Source organism: Kitasatospora sp. NPDC086009 (assembly GCF_044540385.1).
Taxonomy (GTDB): domain Bacteria; phylum Actinomycetota; class Actinomycetes; order Streptomycetales; family Streptomycetaceae; genus Kitasatospora.
Genome location: NZ_JBITSA010000001.1, coordinates 583,765 through 600,270, shown reverse-complemented (window position 1 = coordinate 600,270; position 16,506 = coordinate 583,765). Strand labels below are relative to the sequence as shown.

10 protein-coding genes are annotated in these 16,506 nt (G+C 73.1%); 4 read left to right on the top strand and 6 right to left on the bottom strand.

The genetic code is table 11. From position 1 onward, the window contains the following. Positions 1 to 107: 107 nt before the first annotated feature. Both ACIF6L_RS02785 and nhaA read right to left on the bottom strand, forming a co-directional pair. Positions 108 to 584, bottom strand: coding sequence for a phage holin family protein (locus ACIF6L_RS02785; protein ID WP_329488513.1), 477 nt, complete (start codon positions 582 to 584; stop codon positions 108 to 110). Positions 585 to 898: 314 nt separating this feature from the next. Continuing rightward, positions 899 to 2,299: a Na+/H+ antiporter NhaA gene (gene nhaA / locus ACIF6L_RS02780; protein ID WP_396485941.1), complete on the bottom strand. Its 1,401-nt coding sequence runs from the start codon at positions 2,297 to 2,299 to the stop codon at positions 899 to 901. Positions 2,300 to 2,686: 387 nt separating this feature from the next. On the opposite strand from nhaA, the gene ACIF6L_RS02775 reads away from it, so the two are divergent. Continuing rightward, entirely contained in the window at positions 2,687 to 4,033 is a 1,347-nt protein-coding gene (locus tag ACIF6L_RS02775; protein WP_396485940.1) for a serine hydrolase domain-containing protein, read from the top strand. 122 nt (positions 4,034 to 4,155) lie between these two features. Here the strand turns inward: ACIF6L_RS02775 and acs are convergent, their stop codons facing one another. The 3 genes from acs to ACIF6L_RS02760 form a co-directional block, all read right to left on the bottom strand. Further along, complete coding sequence (gene acs, locus ACIF6L_RS02770) at positions 4,156 to 6,111, bottom strand: acetate--CoA ligase (protein ID WP_396485939.1); 1,956 nt, start codon at positions 6,109 to 6,111, stop codon at positions 4,156 to 4,158. Positions 6,112 to 6,344: 233 nt separating this feature from the next. Beyond that, positions 6,345 to 8,750: a SulP family inorganic anion transporter gene (locus tag ACIF6L_RS02765; RefSeq protein ID WP_396485938.1), complete on the bottom strand. Its 2,406-nt coding sequence runs from the start codon at positions 8,748 to 8,750 to the stop codon at positions 6,345 to 6,347. Between the two features lie 476 nt (positions 8,751 to 9,226). Next, positions 9,227 to 10,219 (bottom strand): ATP-binding protein, encoded by a 993-nt coding sequence (locus ACIF6L_RS02760; protein ID WP_396485937.1) that lies wholly within the window; start codon positions 10,217 to 10,219, stop codon positions 9,227 to 9,229. Positions 10,220 to 10,486: 267 nt separating this feature from the next. Between ACIF6L_RS02760 and ACIF6L_RS02755 the strand changes: the two genes are divergently transcribed. Then, positions 10,487 to 11,380, top strand: coding sequence for an oxidoreductase (locus ACIF6L_RS02755; protein ID WP_396485936.1), 894 nt, complete (start codon positions 10,487 to 10,489; stop codon positions 11,378 to 11,380). 537 nt (positions 11,381 to 11,917) lie between these two features. On the opposite strand, the gene ACIF6L_RS02750 is transcribed toward ACIF6L_RS02755, so the two are convergent. Further along, a complete protein-coding gene (locus ACIF6L_RS02750) occupies positions 11,918 to 12,745 on the bottom strand; it encodes an HAD family hydrolase (RefSeq protein WP_396486182.1) in 828 nt (275 codons plus the stop codon). Between the two features lie 1,089 nt (positions 12,746 to 13,834). On the opposite strand from ACIF6L_RS02750, the gene ssd reads away from it, so the two are divergent. Together ssd and ACIF6L_RS02740 are read left to right on the top strand one after the other, a co-directional pair. Further along, positions 13,835 to 14,959 (top strand): septum site-determining protein Ssd, encoded by a 1,125-nt coding sequence (gene ssd / locus ACIF6L_RS02745; protein WP_396485935.1) that lies wholly within the window; start codon positions 13,835 to 13,837, stop codon positions 14,957 to 14,959. Then, the gene (locus ACIF6L_RS02740; protein WP_396485934.1) at positions 14,959 to 16,311 is read left to right on the top strand and encodes a TadA family conjugal transfer-associated ATPase; all 1,353 of its coding nucleotides are present in this window, start codon (positions 14,959 to 14,961) and stop codon (positions 16,309 to 16,311) included. Before ssd ends, ACIF6L_RS02740 begins: the two co-directional genes overlap by 1 nt. Positions 16,312 to 16,506: the final 195 nt, after the last annotated feature.

Sequence of the window (16,506 nt, the reverse complement as noted above, 5' to 3'; positions counted from 1 at the left end):
CCGCACCGGACGGGACCGGAGCGGACCGCACCGGACGCGCCCCGGCCACCGGGCGCGGGGTGGATGAGCGCGAGGTGGCCGGGGGCGCGGGGCGTTTCGGTCGGCGCCTACGGGATGCGGCCGAGGGCCCGGTCGATCTCCTCCTGGGTGGCCGGGCGGGGGCGGGCGTTCTTGAGCACGTCCGCGGTCTTCTGGGCGCCCTCGATGGTGCGGTGCGGCTTCTCGATCCGCTTGAACGAACGCAGCGCCAGCAGCCCGAGCAGCAGCGCCAGCAGCAGGTACGCGCCGGCCACGATCAGGAACGACCAGCCGAGCGACAGGCCCAGGGCGTGGATCCCGTACGCCGCCGCCGCGCTCAGCATCGGCACCGCGGCCAGCGCCACCACGCCGGCGACCGTCAGCGACACACCCCCGGAGACGCCGCGCTTGACGTCCGCGCGGAGCTCCGCTTTCGCGAGCGCGATCTCGTCGTGGACCAGGGCGGACAGGTCGGTGGTGGCCGCCGCGAACAGCTGCCCCACCGAACGCTCGCCCTCGTAGGGCGCCCGGCCGTTGCTGGACGGGTCTGCGGCTCCTGCGGGCATCAGCGGTTCTCCTCTGCGGCTGTGCGGCACGACGCCGCCGGGCGGTGCGGCTCCCGGTCGTTCCGGGGGCCGTCATCGGGGACCGCTCCGGGGATCGGGGCGGCCGGCGGCGTCTGTGGACTGTCGACAGCTCAGAATCATGCCCCTACCGGTCAGTCGCACACCACTCCGGGGCCCCGCCCGGGGTACGTGTCCCGTTCGGGGGGAGCGCGCCCGGCCGTGGCGGGCGCGTTCCGTCGGGCGGGGCGGGCCGCCGGAGTGATGACGGGGGCCACCGCCTTCGGCCCCCGCCGCCTCGCACCCGTCGGCGGACGTCAGCGGGCGGCCCCGGAGCCGGGCCCCGGCCCGGTGCCGCCGGGGCCGCTCTCGGCCGACCGGCGGGCCGCCTCCGCCACCCGGGCCTGCCAGGCCGGATCGTCCTGCTGGTAGACGTCGGGGATGCCGTCGCCGTCCACGTCGCGGTCCTCCTCCTCACAGAGTTCCCGGTAGTGCCGGTTGCGCAGCTTCAGCAGCACGGTGGCGACCAGCGCGCAGAGCAGCGAGCCCACCAGCACGGCAGCCTTGGAGAGGTCGGCGAGGTCGGCGTCGTCGGGGAAGGCCAACTCGCTGATCAGCAGGGACACGGTGAAGCCGATCCCCGCGAGCACCGAGACCGCGAACATGTCGGCCCACTTGAGCTGCAGATTCAGCTCGGCCCGGGTGAAGCGGGCGGCCAGCCAGGTGCCGCCGAAGATGCCGACGGTCTTGCCGACCAGCAGACCGAGGACGATCCCGAGCGGGGTGGCCTGCGTGAACACGTCGGCGAGGGCCGACCCGGAAATCGCCACCCCTGCCGCGAACAGCGCGAACACGGGGACGGCGAACCCGGCCGAGAGCGGTCGGACGAGGTGCTCGATGTGCTCGCCGGGCGAGTACTTCTCGTCGCCCACCCGGTGGCAGCGCAGGATCAGGCCCATCGCGACGCCCGCCACCGTGGCGTGCACGCCGCTCTCGTGCATCAGCGCCCAGATCACGAAGGCGAGCGGGACGAACAGGTACCAGCCGTGCACACCGCGCCGGTGCAGGAACCAGAACAGGACCAGGCCGGCGAAGGCCAGCCCCAGCGCCCAGAACTTGATGCCGGAGCTGTAGAAGACGGCGATGATCAGGATCGCGATCAGATCGTCCACCACGGCGAGGGTGAGCAGGAAGGCCCGCAGCGCGGAGGGCAGATGGGTGCCGACCACGGCCAGCACGCCGAGTGCGAAGGCGATGTCGGTCGCGGTCGGGATCGCCCAGCCGCCCGGGTGGCCGCCACTGCCGGAGTTGGCGAGGGCGAAGATGATCGCGGGCAGGGCGACGCCGCAGACCGCGGCTATGACCGGCAGCATCGCGGCACTGGGACTGCGCAGCTCGCCCGCCACGAACTCGCGCTTGAGCTCGATGCCGGCGACGAAGAAGAAGATGGTCAGCAGACCGTCCTTGGCCCAGGAACCCAGGCTGAGGTCCAGGTGGAGCGGCGTGGACGGCCCGATCGTGTAGTCGAGGACGCTCTCGTACGCGGCCGGCCAGACGTTGGCCCAGATCAGTGCGACGACGGCAGCGATCAGCAGCAGCACGCCACCGACGGTCTCGGTGCGCAGGGCGTCGGCGATGTAGGTCCGCTCGGGGAGGGGAAGTCTGCCGAGGAACTGGCGTCGCCGGGTCGGCTCGTTGACGGGCTGCTGGTCGGTCACGCGGGGACCTCCTCGGGCGGGGGAACGGTGTACGGATGCACCTGTGGTGCAGTGCCGACCAGACTTCCCGGCGCGCCCTGTGACGCGACCGATTCCCGGAGGAGATCTTGTTGCGTCTTTGACAGTCTAGCCGGAACCGGAGTGGGATATCCGCATTGTCATAATTCAGGACGTAGGCCTTGGTGTCCCGTGCTGCACTCGGCCGCGGCACCCGAATGGAGTCGGCCGCGTGCAGACGGGTGAACGCCTCCCTATCGTCGATCGCAGTGCCACCCGATCGGGTGGCGCGATTCCCCGTTGCCCTCCTGTGGAGACCTGACGATGCCCAGACCGCCCCTCTTACTGGCCCCTGCCGTCCGACCGACCGCTCCGCAGGAGCGCTGACCGGTGAACGGCTCCACGTACGCCCCCGGCGCCGCCGATCCCGTTGTCGCCGCCGTTGCTCCGGCCACCGCCACCGCCACCGCCACCGAGCCCGGCCCCGAACTCGGTCGTCTGCTCCGCCCGTTGTTCCGTGCTACCGCTCCGGGCAGCGGCTCCGCCGTCGTGGTGATCCGCGGCGATGAACGGACCGTCGCCTGCCGCGGCCACTCCGACCGCTCCAGCGAGCGCCCCGTCCGTGCCGACACCCGGTTCGCGCTCGGCTCCGTCACCAAGACCTTCACCGGACTGCTGCTCGCCGAGATGGCCGCCCGCGGCGAGGTCGGCTACGACGACCCGATCGACCGTTACCTCCCTGCCGGCGCCGCGCCCGGGTACCCGCGCGAGCGGCCGATCACCCTGCTCCACCTGGCCACCCACACCTCGGGACTGCCCCGGCTGCCGGTCGGACTGCTGCCGGCGATGGCCCCCCGGTGGTTCACCAGCCCCTACGCCACGTTCGGCCCGGCCCACCTGCTCGGGGCGCTGCCCCGCACCCCGGTCCGCGGTACTCCGGGCGCGCAGGTGCGCTACTCGAACCTCGGCTTCGGGCTGCTCGGACTGCTGCTGGCCAACGCGGCCGGGCAGCGCTACGAGGACCTGCTGGAGGCCAGGGTCTGCGGGCCGCTCGGCCTGGTGGACACCTCCTGCGGCCCGGGCCGCGAGGACGCCGCCGGATACCGGCGCGGCCGGCGCGTCCCCTCCTTCCGGCTGCCCGCGCTGCCCGGCGCCTCGGCGCTGCGCTCCACGGCGGACGACATGCTCCGCTATCTGCAGGCGCATCTGGCGCTGGACGCCGTCCCGCTGCCCGCCCGGGCCGACGCTTCGGTGCTGCGGACGGCGCTGGGCGAGGTCCGGCACCCGCGAGTGGATCGGCGGCGGGGAGGGGCACGGATCTGCCTGGGCTGGAACCACCGCTCGGTCCCGACGGCTCCGAAAGCGGGCCGCCCGGCGGCCGAACCGGTCGGCAGCCCGCTGGGCGACGACCCACGTGGTGGTTCGGGCGACGACCTGCGTGACGGTCTGCGCGGCGTCACGGGTGGTGGCGTCGGTGGTGTCGGTGGTGTCGGCGACGGTATCGGCGCCATGGTGGCTGCTGCCTCGGGTGGCACCGGCCGGGAGTTCGACGACGAGGTGGTCTACCACGCCGGAGTCACCCGGGGGTTCACCACCTTCGTCGGATTCAGCCCGCGTGCGCAGGTGGGACTGGCGGTGATGGCCGGCACGCTGCCGCTGCGCAGCCGGAGCTTCGCCCAGAGCGCGTACGACACCCTGTGCACGCTGGTCACCGAGCGCCGGTCGCAGGGGGAGTGATCCCGCCGAAGCGGATCCGCGCGAAGCGCCGTGAGGTGCGGGAGGTTCCGCGCCGCCGGTAGCGGGCAGCGGTGCCCCGGGTGGTCACGATCGCCCGGGGCACCGCGTCGTTCGACGGGGTGTCAGCCCTCGCTGCCCGCGGGCGGCAGCTGGGACTGGATCAGGCTCATCACCGAGCTGTCGGCCAGCGTGGTGGTGTCGCCGACCTCGCGGCCCTCGGCGATGTCGCGCAGCAGGCGGCGCATGATCTTGCCGGAGCGGGTCTTCGGCAGCTCGCCGACGACCTTGATCTGCTTCGGCTTGGCGATCGGGCCGAGCGTGCGGCCGACGTGCGCGCGCAGTTCCTCGACCAGTTCGGGGCTGTCGGTGGCGGTGCCGCGCAGGATGACGAAGGCGACGATGGCCTGGCCGGTGGTGGCGTCGGCGGCGCCGACCACGGCGGACTCGGCGACGGCCGGGTGGCCGACCAGGGCCGACTCGACCTCGGTGGTCGAGATGTTGTGGCCGGAGACGAGCATGACGTCGTCGACCCGGCCGAGCAGCCAGATGTCGCCGTCCTCGTCCTTCTTGGCGCCGTCACCGGCGAAGTACCGGCCCTGGAAGCGCGACCAGTAGGTGTCGATGTAGCGCTGGTCGTCGCCCCAGATGGTGCGCAGCATGGACGGCCACGGCTCGGTGAGCACCAGGTAGCCGCCGGAGCCGTTGGGGACCTCGTTGGCCTCGTCGTCGACGACGGTGGCGGCGATGCCCGGCAGGGCGCGCTGGGCGGAGCCCGGCTTGGTCTCGGTGACGCCCGGCAGCGGGCTGATCATCATGGCGCCGGTCTCGGTCTGCCACCAGGTGTCCACGATGGGAGCCTTGCCGCCGCCGATGTGCTCGCGGTACCAGACCCAGGCCTCGGGGTTGATCGGCTCGCCGACGCTGCCCAGCACCCGCAGCGAGGAGAGGTCGAACTTCGCGGGGATGTCGTCGCCCCACTTCATGAAGGTCCGGATCGCGGTGGGCGCGGTGTAGAGGATGGTCACGCCGTACTTCTGGACGATCTCCCAGAACCGGCCCTGGTGGGGGGTGTCCGGGGTGCCCTCGTAGATGACCTGGGTGGCGCCGTTGGAGAGCGGGCCGTAGACGATGTAGGAGTGTCCGGTGACCCAGCCGATGTCGGCGGTGCACCAGTAGACGTCGGTCTCCGGCTTGAGGTCGAAGACGGCGTGGTGGGTGTAGCTGGCCTGGGTGAGGTAGCCGCCCGAGGTGTGCAGGATGCCCTTGGGCTTCCCGGTGGTGCCCGAGGTGTAGAGGATGAAGAGCGGGTGCTCGGCGTCGTGCGCCTCGGGGGTGTGCTCGGTGGACTGACGCCCGGTGATCTCGTGCCACCAGACGTCGCGGCCCTCGGTCCAGGAGACCTCCTGGCCGGTGCGGCGGATCACCAGGACGTGCTCGACGCCGTCGGCCTTGGTCAGCGCCTCGTCGATGGCGGGCTTGAGCGCGGACGGCTTGCCGCGGCGGTAGCCGCCGTCGGCGGTGATGACCAGCTTGGCCTGGGCGTCCTGGATCCGGGAGGCGACGGCGTCGGCCGAGAAGCCGCCGAAGACCACGGAGTGGGTGGCGCCGATCCGGGCGCAGGCCAGGATCGCGACGACCGCCTCGGCGATCATCGGCAGGTAGATCGCCACCCGGTCGCCCTTGGCGACGCCGAGCTCCAGCAGCGCGTTGGCGGCCTGCGAGACCTCGTCCTTGAGCTGGGCGTAGGTGATCGAGCGGCTGTCGCCGGGCTCGCCCTCGAAGTGGATCGCGACCCGGTCGCCGTTGCCCGCCTCGACGTGGCGGTCGACGCAGTTGTACGCGACGTTGAGCTTGCCGTCCGCGAACCACTTGGCGAACGGCGGGTTGGACCAGTCGAGCGTCTCGGTGGGCTCCACGGCCCAGGTGAGGCGGCGGGCCTGCTCGGCCCAGAAGCCCAGGCGGTCCTCGGAGGCCTGCGCGTACGCGGCCGCGGTGACGTTGGCGGCTGCGGCGAGCTCTGTCGGCGGGGCGAAGCGCCGCTCCTCCTTGAGCAGGTTGGCCAGGCTCTCGTTGCTCAACGCGCACTCCTCATCGAGTCATGATCGGGGTCAATCCCGTGCGTGGGGATTGTCCCGTGTGTCCCAGCGCACAGCTCACCAGGCGAAGTGGTCGGTTGACAAGAGGCGCCGGGTAATTGGTGTAGACCTTTGACCGAGAGTCGAACGGTAGGCCGAGGGAGGAGAGCGTCGGTGGCGGTGCGGAGAACTGGGCCCGTGCCCCGGTCCGCCCCGGCGGGACACGGGCCCGGCTCTCAGGCGGCCAGCCGGGGGTCGCCCCCGGTGACGGCTGCCGTGGCGAGGTCCGCGCCGGCGGCGGAGACCTCTTCGATTTCACTCATTCGCCCGGGCGTGTCGCAGGGTGCCGGGCCCGCCGTGCCGCCCAGGGCCTCGACCGGACTGAACCGGCCGCTCTCCCGGTCGAGCACGTAGGCCTGGGCGGTGGCGAAGTCGAAGTACATCCCCACCAGCCGCAGGCTCCCCTCGGCGACCCGGCGCTCCACGGCGGGGTTCGCCATCAGCTGGTCCAGCTGCTGGACCACGTTGGTGATGCAGAGCTGCTCCACCACGTCGGCCACCGGGCGGCTGGCGAACTCGGCGGGGACGCGACGCAGTCGGTCGAGCGAGCCGCGGCCGTTGCGCAGCCAGCGGGTGAGCGCGGTCGGCGGCCCAGGGCGGTCGTGGACGCCGTCCAGCAGGGCCTTCATGGCCCCGCAGCCGGAGTGCCCGCAGATCGTGATGGAGCGCACCTCCAGTACCTCGACGGCGTACTGCACCGCGGCGGCCACCGAGTCGTCGGCGGCGCCCGGCTCGAACGGCGCCGGTACGAGGTTGCCCACGTTGCGAACGGTGAACAGGTCGCCGGGCCCACTGTTGGTGATCATGCTGGTGACCAGGCGCGAGTCGGAGCAGGTCAGGAACAGCTGGGAGGGTGTCTGGCCTTCCCGGGCGAGCCGGGCGAGCTCGGGGCGGACCAGCGGAGCGGTGTGCAGCTGGAACACCCGGACGCCGTCCAGGAGCCGGCCGTGCGGATCCTCCTGCTGGTCGATGCAGTGGTGGCCGACCCAGGGCGTCCAGGCGCGGCAGCGGTGCGGGCCGGAGGAACTGCCCGCCCGGACGGTGCCGTCGGGATCGAGGACCTCGTCGTCCTGGCGCCGCGTCACCATGGACACCTGGCCGCCGGCCGCCTGGCGGCCCGTCCGCCAGCTGTGCAGCGTCTCGTACGCGGCGTGGTCCAGGAAGGAGCCGTCGTGGACGACCGCCACGTCGGCGGCGGCGGGGATACCGGCCAGCGCGCGGCTCAGCCGGGGCACGGCGGTGAAGGTGAGCGGCCCGTGCGTCTGGACCGTGAAGGAGCCGTCGGGGCCGGCCAGGACGTCCACATGGGCGCGGGTCAGGCGGTAGAGCGCGAGCAGGACGGCCGTCGCGGCGCCCAGCGCCACCCCGAGCAGGACGCCGAGCAGCACCACGCCGAGCACGGTGGCGAGGTAGACCGGGAACTCGCGGTGCCGATGCACCTTGCGGATGTGCGCGAAGCTGACCATCTGCAGGCCGACCACCAGCACGAGCGCGGCCAGCGCGGCGAGCGGGATCCGGCGGAGCCCGCCGGTGAGCGCCAGCGCGGCCGCGAGCACCCAGACGCCATGCAGGATCGAGGACCACCTGGTCTGTGCGCCGGCCCGGACGTTGGCCGTGCTGCGCACCGCGCCGCCGGCGATCGGCAGCCCGCCGAGCAGGCCGCTGATCATGTTGGCGAGGCCCTGGCCCCGCAGCTCGCGGTCGAGGTCCCCGGTGCGGTGGGCCATCCGGTCGATGGCGACGGCGGAGAGCAGCGACTCGACGCTCGCCACGGCGGTGACGGTCAGCACGGCGGCCAGGATCGCGGCGATCGGCCCGTGCGGCAGGTCGGGGACGAGGTCGTGCGGCTCCCAGGCGGGCAGTTCGACCCGGGCGAGCTGCAGCCCGAGGGCCATCGCGAGCGCGGTGGCGGCGCCGACGGCGACCAGCGGGCCCGGCACCTTGGTCAGCCGGGCACCGAACGCCCCGGCCCTGCCGGGGAGTCGGCCGAGCCTGGGCCAGCCGAGCAGGACGGCGGCGGTGACCGTGCCGACGACCAGCGCGGACGGGTGCGGGCCCGCCAACTGGCTCGGCAGCGCGCGCAGATTGGCCAGTGCGGAGCTCTGCGGGGATCCCCCGAGGACGACGTGCAACTGGGCGATGGCGATGGTGAGGCCGACGCCGGCCAGCATGCCGTGCACGATGGCGGGCGAGACGGCGAGCGCCGTCCGGGCCACCCGGCGGACGCCGAGCAGGAGCTGGAGCAGCCCGGCGGCGAGCGTGATGGCGCAGGTGGCCTGCCAGCCGTACTGGGTGATCAGCCCGGCGGTGATCACGGTCAGCGCGGCGGAGGGGCCGCTGACCTGGAGGGGAGTGCCGCCGAAGAAGCCGACCACGATGCCGCCGACGGCGGCCGCGGCGAGCCCGGCGGTGAGCGGGGCGCCGGTGGCCAGGGCGATGCCGAGGGAGAACGGCACCGCGATCAGGAAGACCACCAGGGAGGCGGAGAGGTCCTGCGCCCAGTGACCGCGAGAGGGGGGTCCGGGCGGGGCGTGGTCGTTGGTGTCGGAGGCGATGGGTGCGCTGGAGATGTCGAGGGTCATTGTCTTCCCGTCTGTCCGGGGGAACGAACGCAGTCAGGTCCGGTGGTGAGTCCGGTTGTGGGGGCTCGGGGAGTCGGATCGGCTGTCGTGGGTCGCGACGGTGTGGCGGGATGGCGTGGGGCGCGGCGGGGATTGCGGGTGTCACCGGCCGGGCCGTGGACCATCAAGGGGCCTCCAAGAAGCCGGGGAGGACCAGGCCGCAGAGAGGACCATCAAGACTCGGTAAACCGAGGGTAATGAAAGCTTTGCACAGCGTCATCTCGGGCGGTAGGTCCAGCGCCCTTGATTCACCCCATTGGGTGGTGTTCGAACGGACGGAAATCTGCTGGTGGCGCCCGTGGCGGCGTCGAACACGCGCAAATGGGCCGTGGCTTCCCCGGGGGCGGGGGAAGCCACGGCCCATGGGCGGCGGCGGGGCGGGCGTGCGACCGGGACGCGCTCCGGCGCGGCGTCCGAGGGTGGGGCGGGATCGGCCGTCAGGCGTGGGCGCCGGCCGGGGCGGGCCGCTGGCCGCCGAGCACGAAGTCGCCGTCCACCTGGGTGGCGAGGTCGATGCCGACCTTGGCGTTGGCCCAGCTCTCCGCGTTGCGGAGGTGGAAGAGGACGGCCTGCTCGGTGTAGCGGAGGGCGTCCCGCCGCTCGTGGGCGGCGTCGGCCTCGGCGCGCAGCTGCTCCAGCACGGAGCGGTTGCCCGGCTCGAGGGCGCGCAGCGGAGGCTCGGCGCCGCGCTCCAGCCGGCGCACCCAGTCGGACTGCCCGAAGGTGGTCAGCAGGTCGTCGCCGACCTCGGCGCGCAGGAACTCCAGGTCCTCGGCGCTCTGCACCTTGTTGCCGACCACGCGCAGCCGGACGCCGAAGTCCCGGGCGTAGTCCTTGTACTGGCGGTACACCGAGACGCCCTTGCGGGTCGGCTCGGCCACCAGGAAGGTCAGGTCGAAGCGGGTGAACAGCCCGGAGGCGAACGAGTCCGAGCCCGCCGTCATATCGGTGACCAGGTACTCGTCCCGGCCGTCCACCAGGTGGTTGAGCAGCAGCTCGACCGCGCCGACCTTGGAGTGGTAGCAGGCCACCCCGAGGTCCTCCTCCGTGAAGGCGCCGGTGGCCAGCAGCCGTACGGACCCCTCGTCGAGCGCGATCGGACGGGCGCAGGCCGCGTACACCGGGTTCTCCTCGACGATCCGCAGCAGGCGCGAACCGCGGCCGGGCGGCGTGGTCTTGATCATCTCCTCGGCGGACCGGATCAGCGGATTGTCGCCGCGCAGGTACTCCTTGATCTCCGGCAGGTGGGCGCCGAGCGACGGCAGCTCCGCCGCCTGAGCGTCCGTCAGGCCGAGGGCGGGGCCGAGGTGCTGGTTGATGTCGGCGTCGACGGCGATGACCGGGCGCCCCGCGGCGGCCAGGTGGCGGATGAACAGCGAGGACAGCGTGGTCTTGCCGCTGCCGCCCTTGCCGACGAAGGCGATCTTCAACTGGGACTCCCGCTCTCGCTCTGGGGCCCGACCTCGGGGCCGCCTGCTCGGGGCCTCTGCCGGGCCGCTCCGCGCGCCCCTTGCGGGTCGCGTCCGCGCTGCGCCGAGGCCGACGATCTCCTGAAGTGGAAATCGTTATCGTCTCCGATAGTGGCCATGCTATCCGTGGTTTCGGGTTCACCGGCGGAGGGAAGTGAGGATTGCCTCGAACGGGTGATGCGGGGTTGCTGTTCCGGGAGGGGGCCCTCGTTCATTACTCTCGGGTAGGTGAGCACAGGAACAGATCCCCTCGCCCCGCTGGCCCAGCTCCCCGGGGTGCCCGACGCGGTGGCCGAGGTGCGCAAGGCCGTCGACCGGCTCTACGGCCACCGGGTGATGCGCCGCCGCGCGGCCGAGGTCACCTCCGAAGCCGCGCTGCGTGGGGCCCGTGCCTCGGCAGCGCTGGCCGGGGCGGACTGGCCGCTGGAGGAGGTCCGGCGCCGCAGCGACTTCAGCGCCGACGAGGAGTCCCGCACCGTCGGCGCCGCGCTGCGGATCGCGGCCGAGGCCGGTCAGCTGCTGAGCATCTGGCGGTACTCGCCGCTCCAGGTGCTGGCCCGGCTGCACCTGCTGGCGGTCGGGGACGCCGACCCTGCGGCGGGTCGGCCGAGGCGGGCCGGGGAGGGTGTGGAAGACCTGTTCCCGCTGGAACTCAAGCCGGTGGAGAGCGTCGAGGTGGAGGCGGCTCCGGCCGGGCCGGCGGTCGAACCGCCACCGGCGCCCGGGGCCGAGGAGGTCGCCGCCCGGCTGGACCAGCTCTCCCGGCTGCTGGTCGCCCGCGCCGAGGGCCAGGGCGTCGGGACGCCGGCCCTGGTGGTGGCCTCGGTGGTGCACGGGGAGCTGTTGGCGCTGCGTCCGTTCGGCTCGTACAACGGTGTGATCGCGCGCGCCGCGCAGCGGATCGTCCTGATCGCCGAGGGGCTCGACCCGAAGTCGATCTGCCCGGCCGAGGTCGGTTTCGCGGAACTCGGCACGGACACCTACCGGCGCGCGCTGGCCGGCTACCTGGCGGGCACGCCGGACGGCCTGGCGGCCTGGATCGGCCACTGCGGCCGGGCGCTGCGGCTGGGCGTGCGGGAGAGCACGGCGGTCTGCGAGGCGATGCAGCGCGGCATGGTCTGACCTGTCCGGGGGCGCGGTCCGGCCGGGCGCGTCCTGGGCCGGGCCCGGCGAGGTCGGCCGGCTTCGGCGACGCGGGCGGTTCGGCGGGCGGTGAGAGCAAGGATGCGGCGGCACCCGATCCTGCCTGGGTGCCGCCGCTGGTACAGGTGCCGGGTGACCATGCATGCACCGGAAGTGCCCATCAGACGGGGATCCTGCCCGTTCGTCTGGTGCGGCGGCCCGACAGCGGGTCGGCTGCATGTGGGTGCTCGACTATCTGTACGTGCGGTCCGTGGGGCCTGAACTGCGTTGTCGGTTTGACCTCTTCGGTCCTGTACCGGGTCTCGCGGGCCGTGCTTCCTTTGTATCGCGTTTCGGGGGAAAGGGGAACCCGAATCGAGAAGTCTTCGGCTTTTGCCCGTTCTATCCGAAGGGCCCGGGTAAGTACCTCTTTGAGGGGAGCTACTTTCGGCAGGCTGGGACGGCGCGCGCGACAGGCGCCCGGCGCACGGGTCGAGTGTCAGCCCACCCGGTGCGCCGGCCGCCGGCCACGCGCCCTCAGGCCGCCGGACGGCGGCGGCGCGCCACGTACCAGATCACACCGGCGGTCAGCGCCGCGGCGCCGACCGCCACCGCCGTCAGCACCGAGCTGCTCGGCGCGGAGAATTCCGGGAGCCGGCGCCGCAGTTCCACCGGACGGTCGAAGACCAGCACCGGCCACTCGCGGGCCACCGCCTCCTTGCGCAGTGCCCGGTCCGGGTTGACGGCGGACGGGTGGCCCACGGCCTCCAACAGCGGCAGGTCCGTCGAGGAGTCGCTGTAGGCGTAGCACTGGGCGAGGTCGTACCCCTCGACCTCGGCCAACTCCCGGATGGCGGCGGCCTTGTTCTCGGCATAGGCGTAGTAGTCGATCTCGCCGGTGTACCGGCCGTCCTCGATCTTCAGCCGGGTGGCGATCACGTGGTCCGCGCCGAGCAGTGCGCCGATCGGCTCGACCACCTCGGAGCCGGAGCTGCTGACGATGACCACGTCGCGCCCGGCGGCATGGTGCTGCTCGATCAGCGAGGCGGCCTCGTCGTAGATGATCGGGTCGATGAGGTTGTGCAGGGTCTCGGCGACGATCTCGCGGACCTGCTGGACGTTCCAGCCCCGGGTGAGCGCGGAGAGGTACTCGCGCATCTTCTCCATCTGGTCGTGGTCCGCGCCGCCGACCAGGAAGACGAACTGGGCGTAAGCACTGCGCAGGACGGCCCGACGGTTGATCAGACCGCCCTGGTAGAAGGGCCGGCTGAAGGCCAGGGCGCTCGACTTGGCGATGATCGTCTTGTCGAGGTCGAAGAAGGCGGCAGTCCTGGGGCCTGCCGGGCGCGTGCGGGTGACCGGCAGGCCGGCCGCCGCGGGAGCGCCGGGCTCCTCGGCCGCGGTGGCGCCGTCCTGCTCGGCCGCCGCGGAATCCGGGCCGGCGCCGGAGTTCCCGCGCTTCCCGTCCGCCGCCTTCCCGTCCGCCGCCTTCCCGTCCGCCGCGGGGTTGTCGCTGTTCTCGACAGCCGCCCCCTTGGTCCCGGTGGCCGCCGAGGACTTCGAGGACGCCGCGGCCCCGGTCGTCCCGGTCGTCCCGGCGGGCTCCGCGGCCTCCGCGGTCTCGATGGTCTCGGCGATCCCGGCAGTCTTGGCAGTCTTGGCAGTCTCGGCGGTGGAGTCCGGGGACTCGTCGGCGTACTCGTCGGCGTTCTCGGTGGTGTCCACGGGAACCGAGGATAGAGGGCGCTGGAAAACAGCCCGCCATTCGGCGTACTCATGGCCGCGCGGGTTTGTGTTTCTGGCCGCTCGGGTACACCATGGAAGTCACGGATCGTTCGCGACCGTGCTAACCCGGTCCGGCTCCTCCCCCCCGAGTCGGGCTGTGGATAGACGACCCCCGCTCTCCCCCCCGGCGGGGGTCGTCGCACGTCCGGGGCCATTTTCAGGGCTTGAACGGCTGCTGCGGAGGATTCCGCGCCCGGCCCGGTGGCGATCTACAAGGGGTGTCGGATCGAGGATGCACCGGTCCGCTTTCATCACTCTCGGTAGCCAGTTGCTCAGGTTGCCGTACGCCGGCCCTCTGCCCACGAAGACGCCCTCGGGATGCTTCGAAGAGCGCGCGAAGAACCCCGGAGCGTGTTCGGGAGGCCTCGGTGGAGGCCGGGTCGATCAGCCTCGGCGTGATGTTCCGACTCTTCTCGGTGAGCCCGTTTCGTCAATTCATTGCTCAATAGCCCCCTGTCCGAGTGAACGAAGTTATCCACAGCCCCGAGTTGTCCACAGGGAATCGGAACGGGGCTGACGGAATCCGGATCACCCCCCACCGTGATGCACGGCAGCGGTTGCCGGTCGGACCCCATGGGGCCGGCCGCGCGGTCGCCCGCCGCGTCCATCCGGATGCGCGCCCGTACCGCTCAGCGCGAGCGGTACGGGCGCCGTACAGGGGAGACCGTCATGTCGACACCACTCACCGACCACGCCGCCGCGGACGGCCCGGCGACCACCGGCCCGCTCGTCGTCACCGAGGACGACGGCCTGGCCGAGCACCTGCTGCGGCTGTGCGCGGCCGCAGGTACCGAGCCGCAGCTGATCCGGGGTGCCCCGCCGACGCGCGGGCTCTGGGAGAGCACACCGCTCGTACTCGTCGGGGACGACCAGGCCGAGCGCTGTGCCGGGCTCCCCCGCCGCACCGGGGTACTGCTGCTCGGGCTCGACCTGGACGACCCGGGCATCTGGGTCAGGGCCGTCCAACTCGGCGCCGAGCACGTGCTGTTCCTGCCGGACGCCGAGGCCTGGCTGCTCGACCGGATCGCGGACGCCACCGAGGGCATCGGCACCTCGGCGCTCACCGTCGCCGTCCTCGGCGGCCGGGGTGGGGCCGGTGCCTCCACCCTGGCCTGCGCGCTCGCGGTCACAGCCGCCCGCACGGGCCGGCGGACCATGCTCGTCGACGGCGATCCGCTGGGCGGCGGCCTCGACATCCTGCTCGGCGGTGAGACGGCCGGCGGCCTGCGCTGGCCCGACCTGGCCGGTTCGCGGGGCCGGGTCAGCGGCGCCGAACTCGCGAAGGCGCTTCCGGTGCTCAAACGGCTGACCTCGCTCTCCTGCCTGTCCTGGGACCGCGGCGACACGCTCGCCGTGCCGCCCGAAGCCATGCGCAGCGTGCTGGCCGCCGCCCGGCGCAGGGGCGGGCTGGTCGTGGTCGACGTGCCGCGCCGGCTCGACCCGGCCGCCGGCCAGGCGCTGGAGCAGTCCGACCTGGCGCTCCTGGTGGTGCCGGCCGAACTGCGCGCGGTCGCGGCCGCCGACCGGGTCGCGGCATCCGTCCGGATGCGGCTCCACGACGTACGGGCCGTGGTGCGCCCGCTGCGGCCCTTCGGGCTCCCGGCCCACCGGATCGCGCAGGGGCTGCGGCTCCACCTGGCGGGGGAGTTGGAGCGGGAGCCCGGGCTGGCCGCCGACGCCGAGCAGGGCGTACCGCCGGGGATCCGTACGGAGGGCCCGCTGGCGCGTTTCTGCGAGACCTTCCTGGACGAGGTGCTGCCGCCGGTGCCGGCGGTGGGCGGGGGTGTGTACTGATGGTTCGTCTCGGAGGTACGGGAAGGGCGAACGCCACCGGGCGCAGCCTCGGTGCGCGGGAGCGCCGGCCGCTGCGCAGCGTGGTGACGGCGGCCGGGCCGGCGGAGACCGGCCGGCAGCCCGAGCCGCCCCCCTACGGGCGGACGGCTCGGGAGGAGCGGACGGCGGCGCTGGTCGACGCGGTGCGGCTCAGGTTGGCCGAGTCGGGCGCCGCGCCGACCGCCGGGTCCGTCGCGGCGGTGCTCCGGGCGACCCGGCCGCCGCTCGGCGGAGACGAAGTCCTCGACACCGTGCGCTCGCTGCGCGCCGAGCTGGTGGGTGCGGGCCCGCTGGACCGGCTGCTGTCGGCGCCCGATGTCACGGACGTACTCGTCAACGGGCCGGACGAGGTCTGGGTCGACCGGGGCGGCGGTCTGCGCAGGGCCACCGGTGTCCGCTTCGCCGACGCCGAAGCGGTCCGTCGGCTGGCCCACCGGCTCGCCACGGCGGCCGGGCGCAGGCTCGACGACGCGCGGCCCTGGGTGGACGCCCGCTTGCCGGACGGCACCCGGTTGCACGCGGTGCTGCCGCCGATCGCGGCCGGGTGCACCCACATCTCGCTGCGGGTCTGCCGGCCCCGCCCGTTCACGCTCGACGAGTTGGTGGCCGGTGGTGCGCTTCCCGCCGCCGGGGCCGAACTGCTGGCAGGCATCCTGCGGGCCCGGCTCTCCCTGCTGATCAGTGGCGGAACCGGCACAGGCAAGACCACGCTGCTGGCGGCGTTGCTCGGGCTGGCCGGGCCCGGCGAGCGCATCGTCGTCGTCGAGGACTCCGCCGAGCTGCGACCGGCCCATCCGCATGTGGTCCGGCTGCAGAGCCGACCGCCCAACCAGGAGGGGCTCGGTGAGCTGACCCTGCGGGATCTGGTCCGCCAGGCGTTGCGGATGCGGCCCGACCGACTGGTGGTGGGGGAGGTGCGCGGAGCCGAAGTCTCCGACCTGCTGGCCGCCTTCAATACCGGACACGAAGGTGGCTGCGGCACTGTGCACGCGAACGCCGCGGCGGACGTCCCGGTCAGGCTGGAGGCGCTCGGCTCGCTCGCGGGGCTGGACCGGGCGGCGCTGCACAGCCAACTCCGGGCCGCGCTGGACGTGGTGGTGCACCTGGTGCGGGAGCCGGCCTCCGGGAGGCGCCGGGTCGCCGAGATCCACACGCTGTCCGGTGACCGCGACGGGCTGGCCGTCACGACTGCGGCGGTGGCGTTCACGGCGGGCGGGGCCACCGTGCCCGGAGCCGGCCGGGACCGGCTTCTGCGGCTGCTCGCGGCCCGCGGGGTGGCGGTGGGCGCGGCGCTCGCGGGAGGACCGTCGTGATCCCGGGGGCGGTCGAGGTGGCGTTCGGTCTGCTGGTCTGCGGGTGCGCGGTGGGTGCGGCCGGGCTGCTGGGGTTGTGGCGCGGCAAGGGTGAACGGCGAAAGGAGTGAGCGGGATGACGAGAGATCAGATCGAGCTGTGCTGGGTGGCGATGCTCTGTGTGGTGGCCACGGTGGGGTGGAGCGCTCTCCAGCG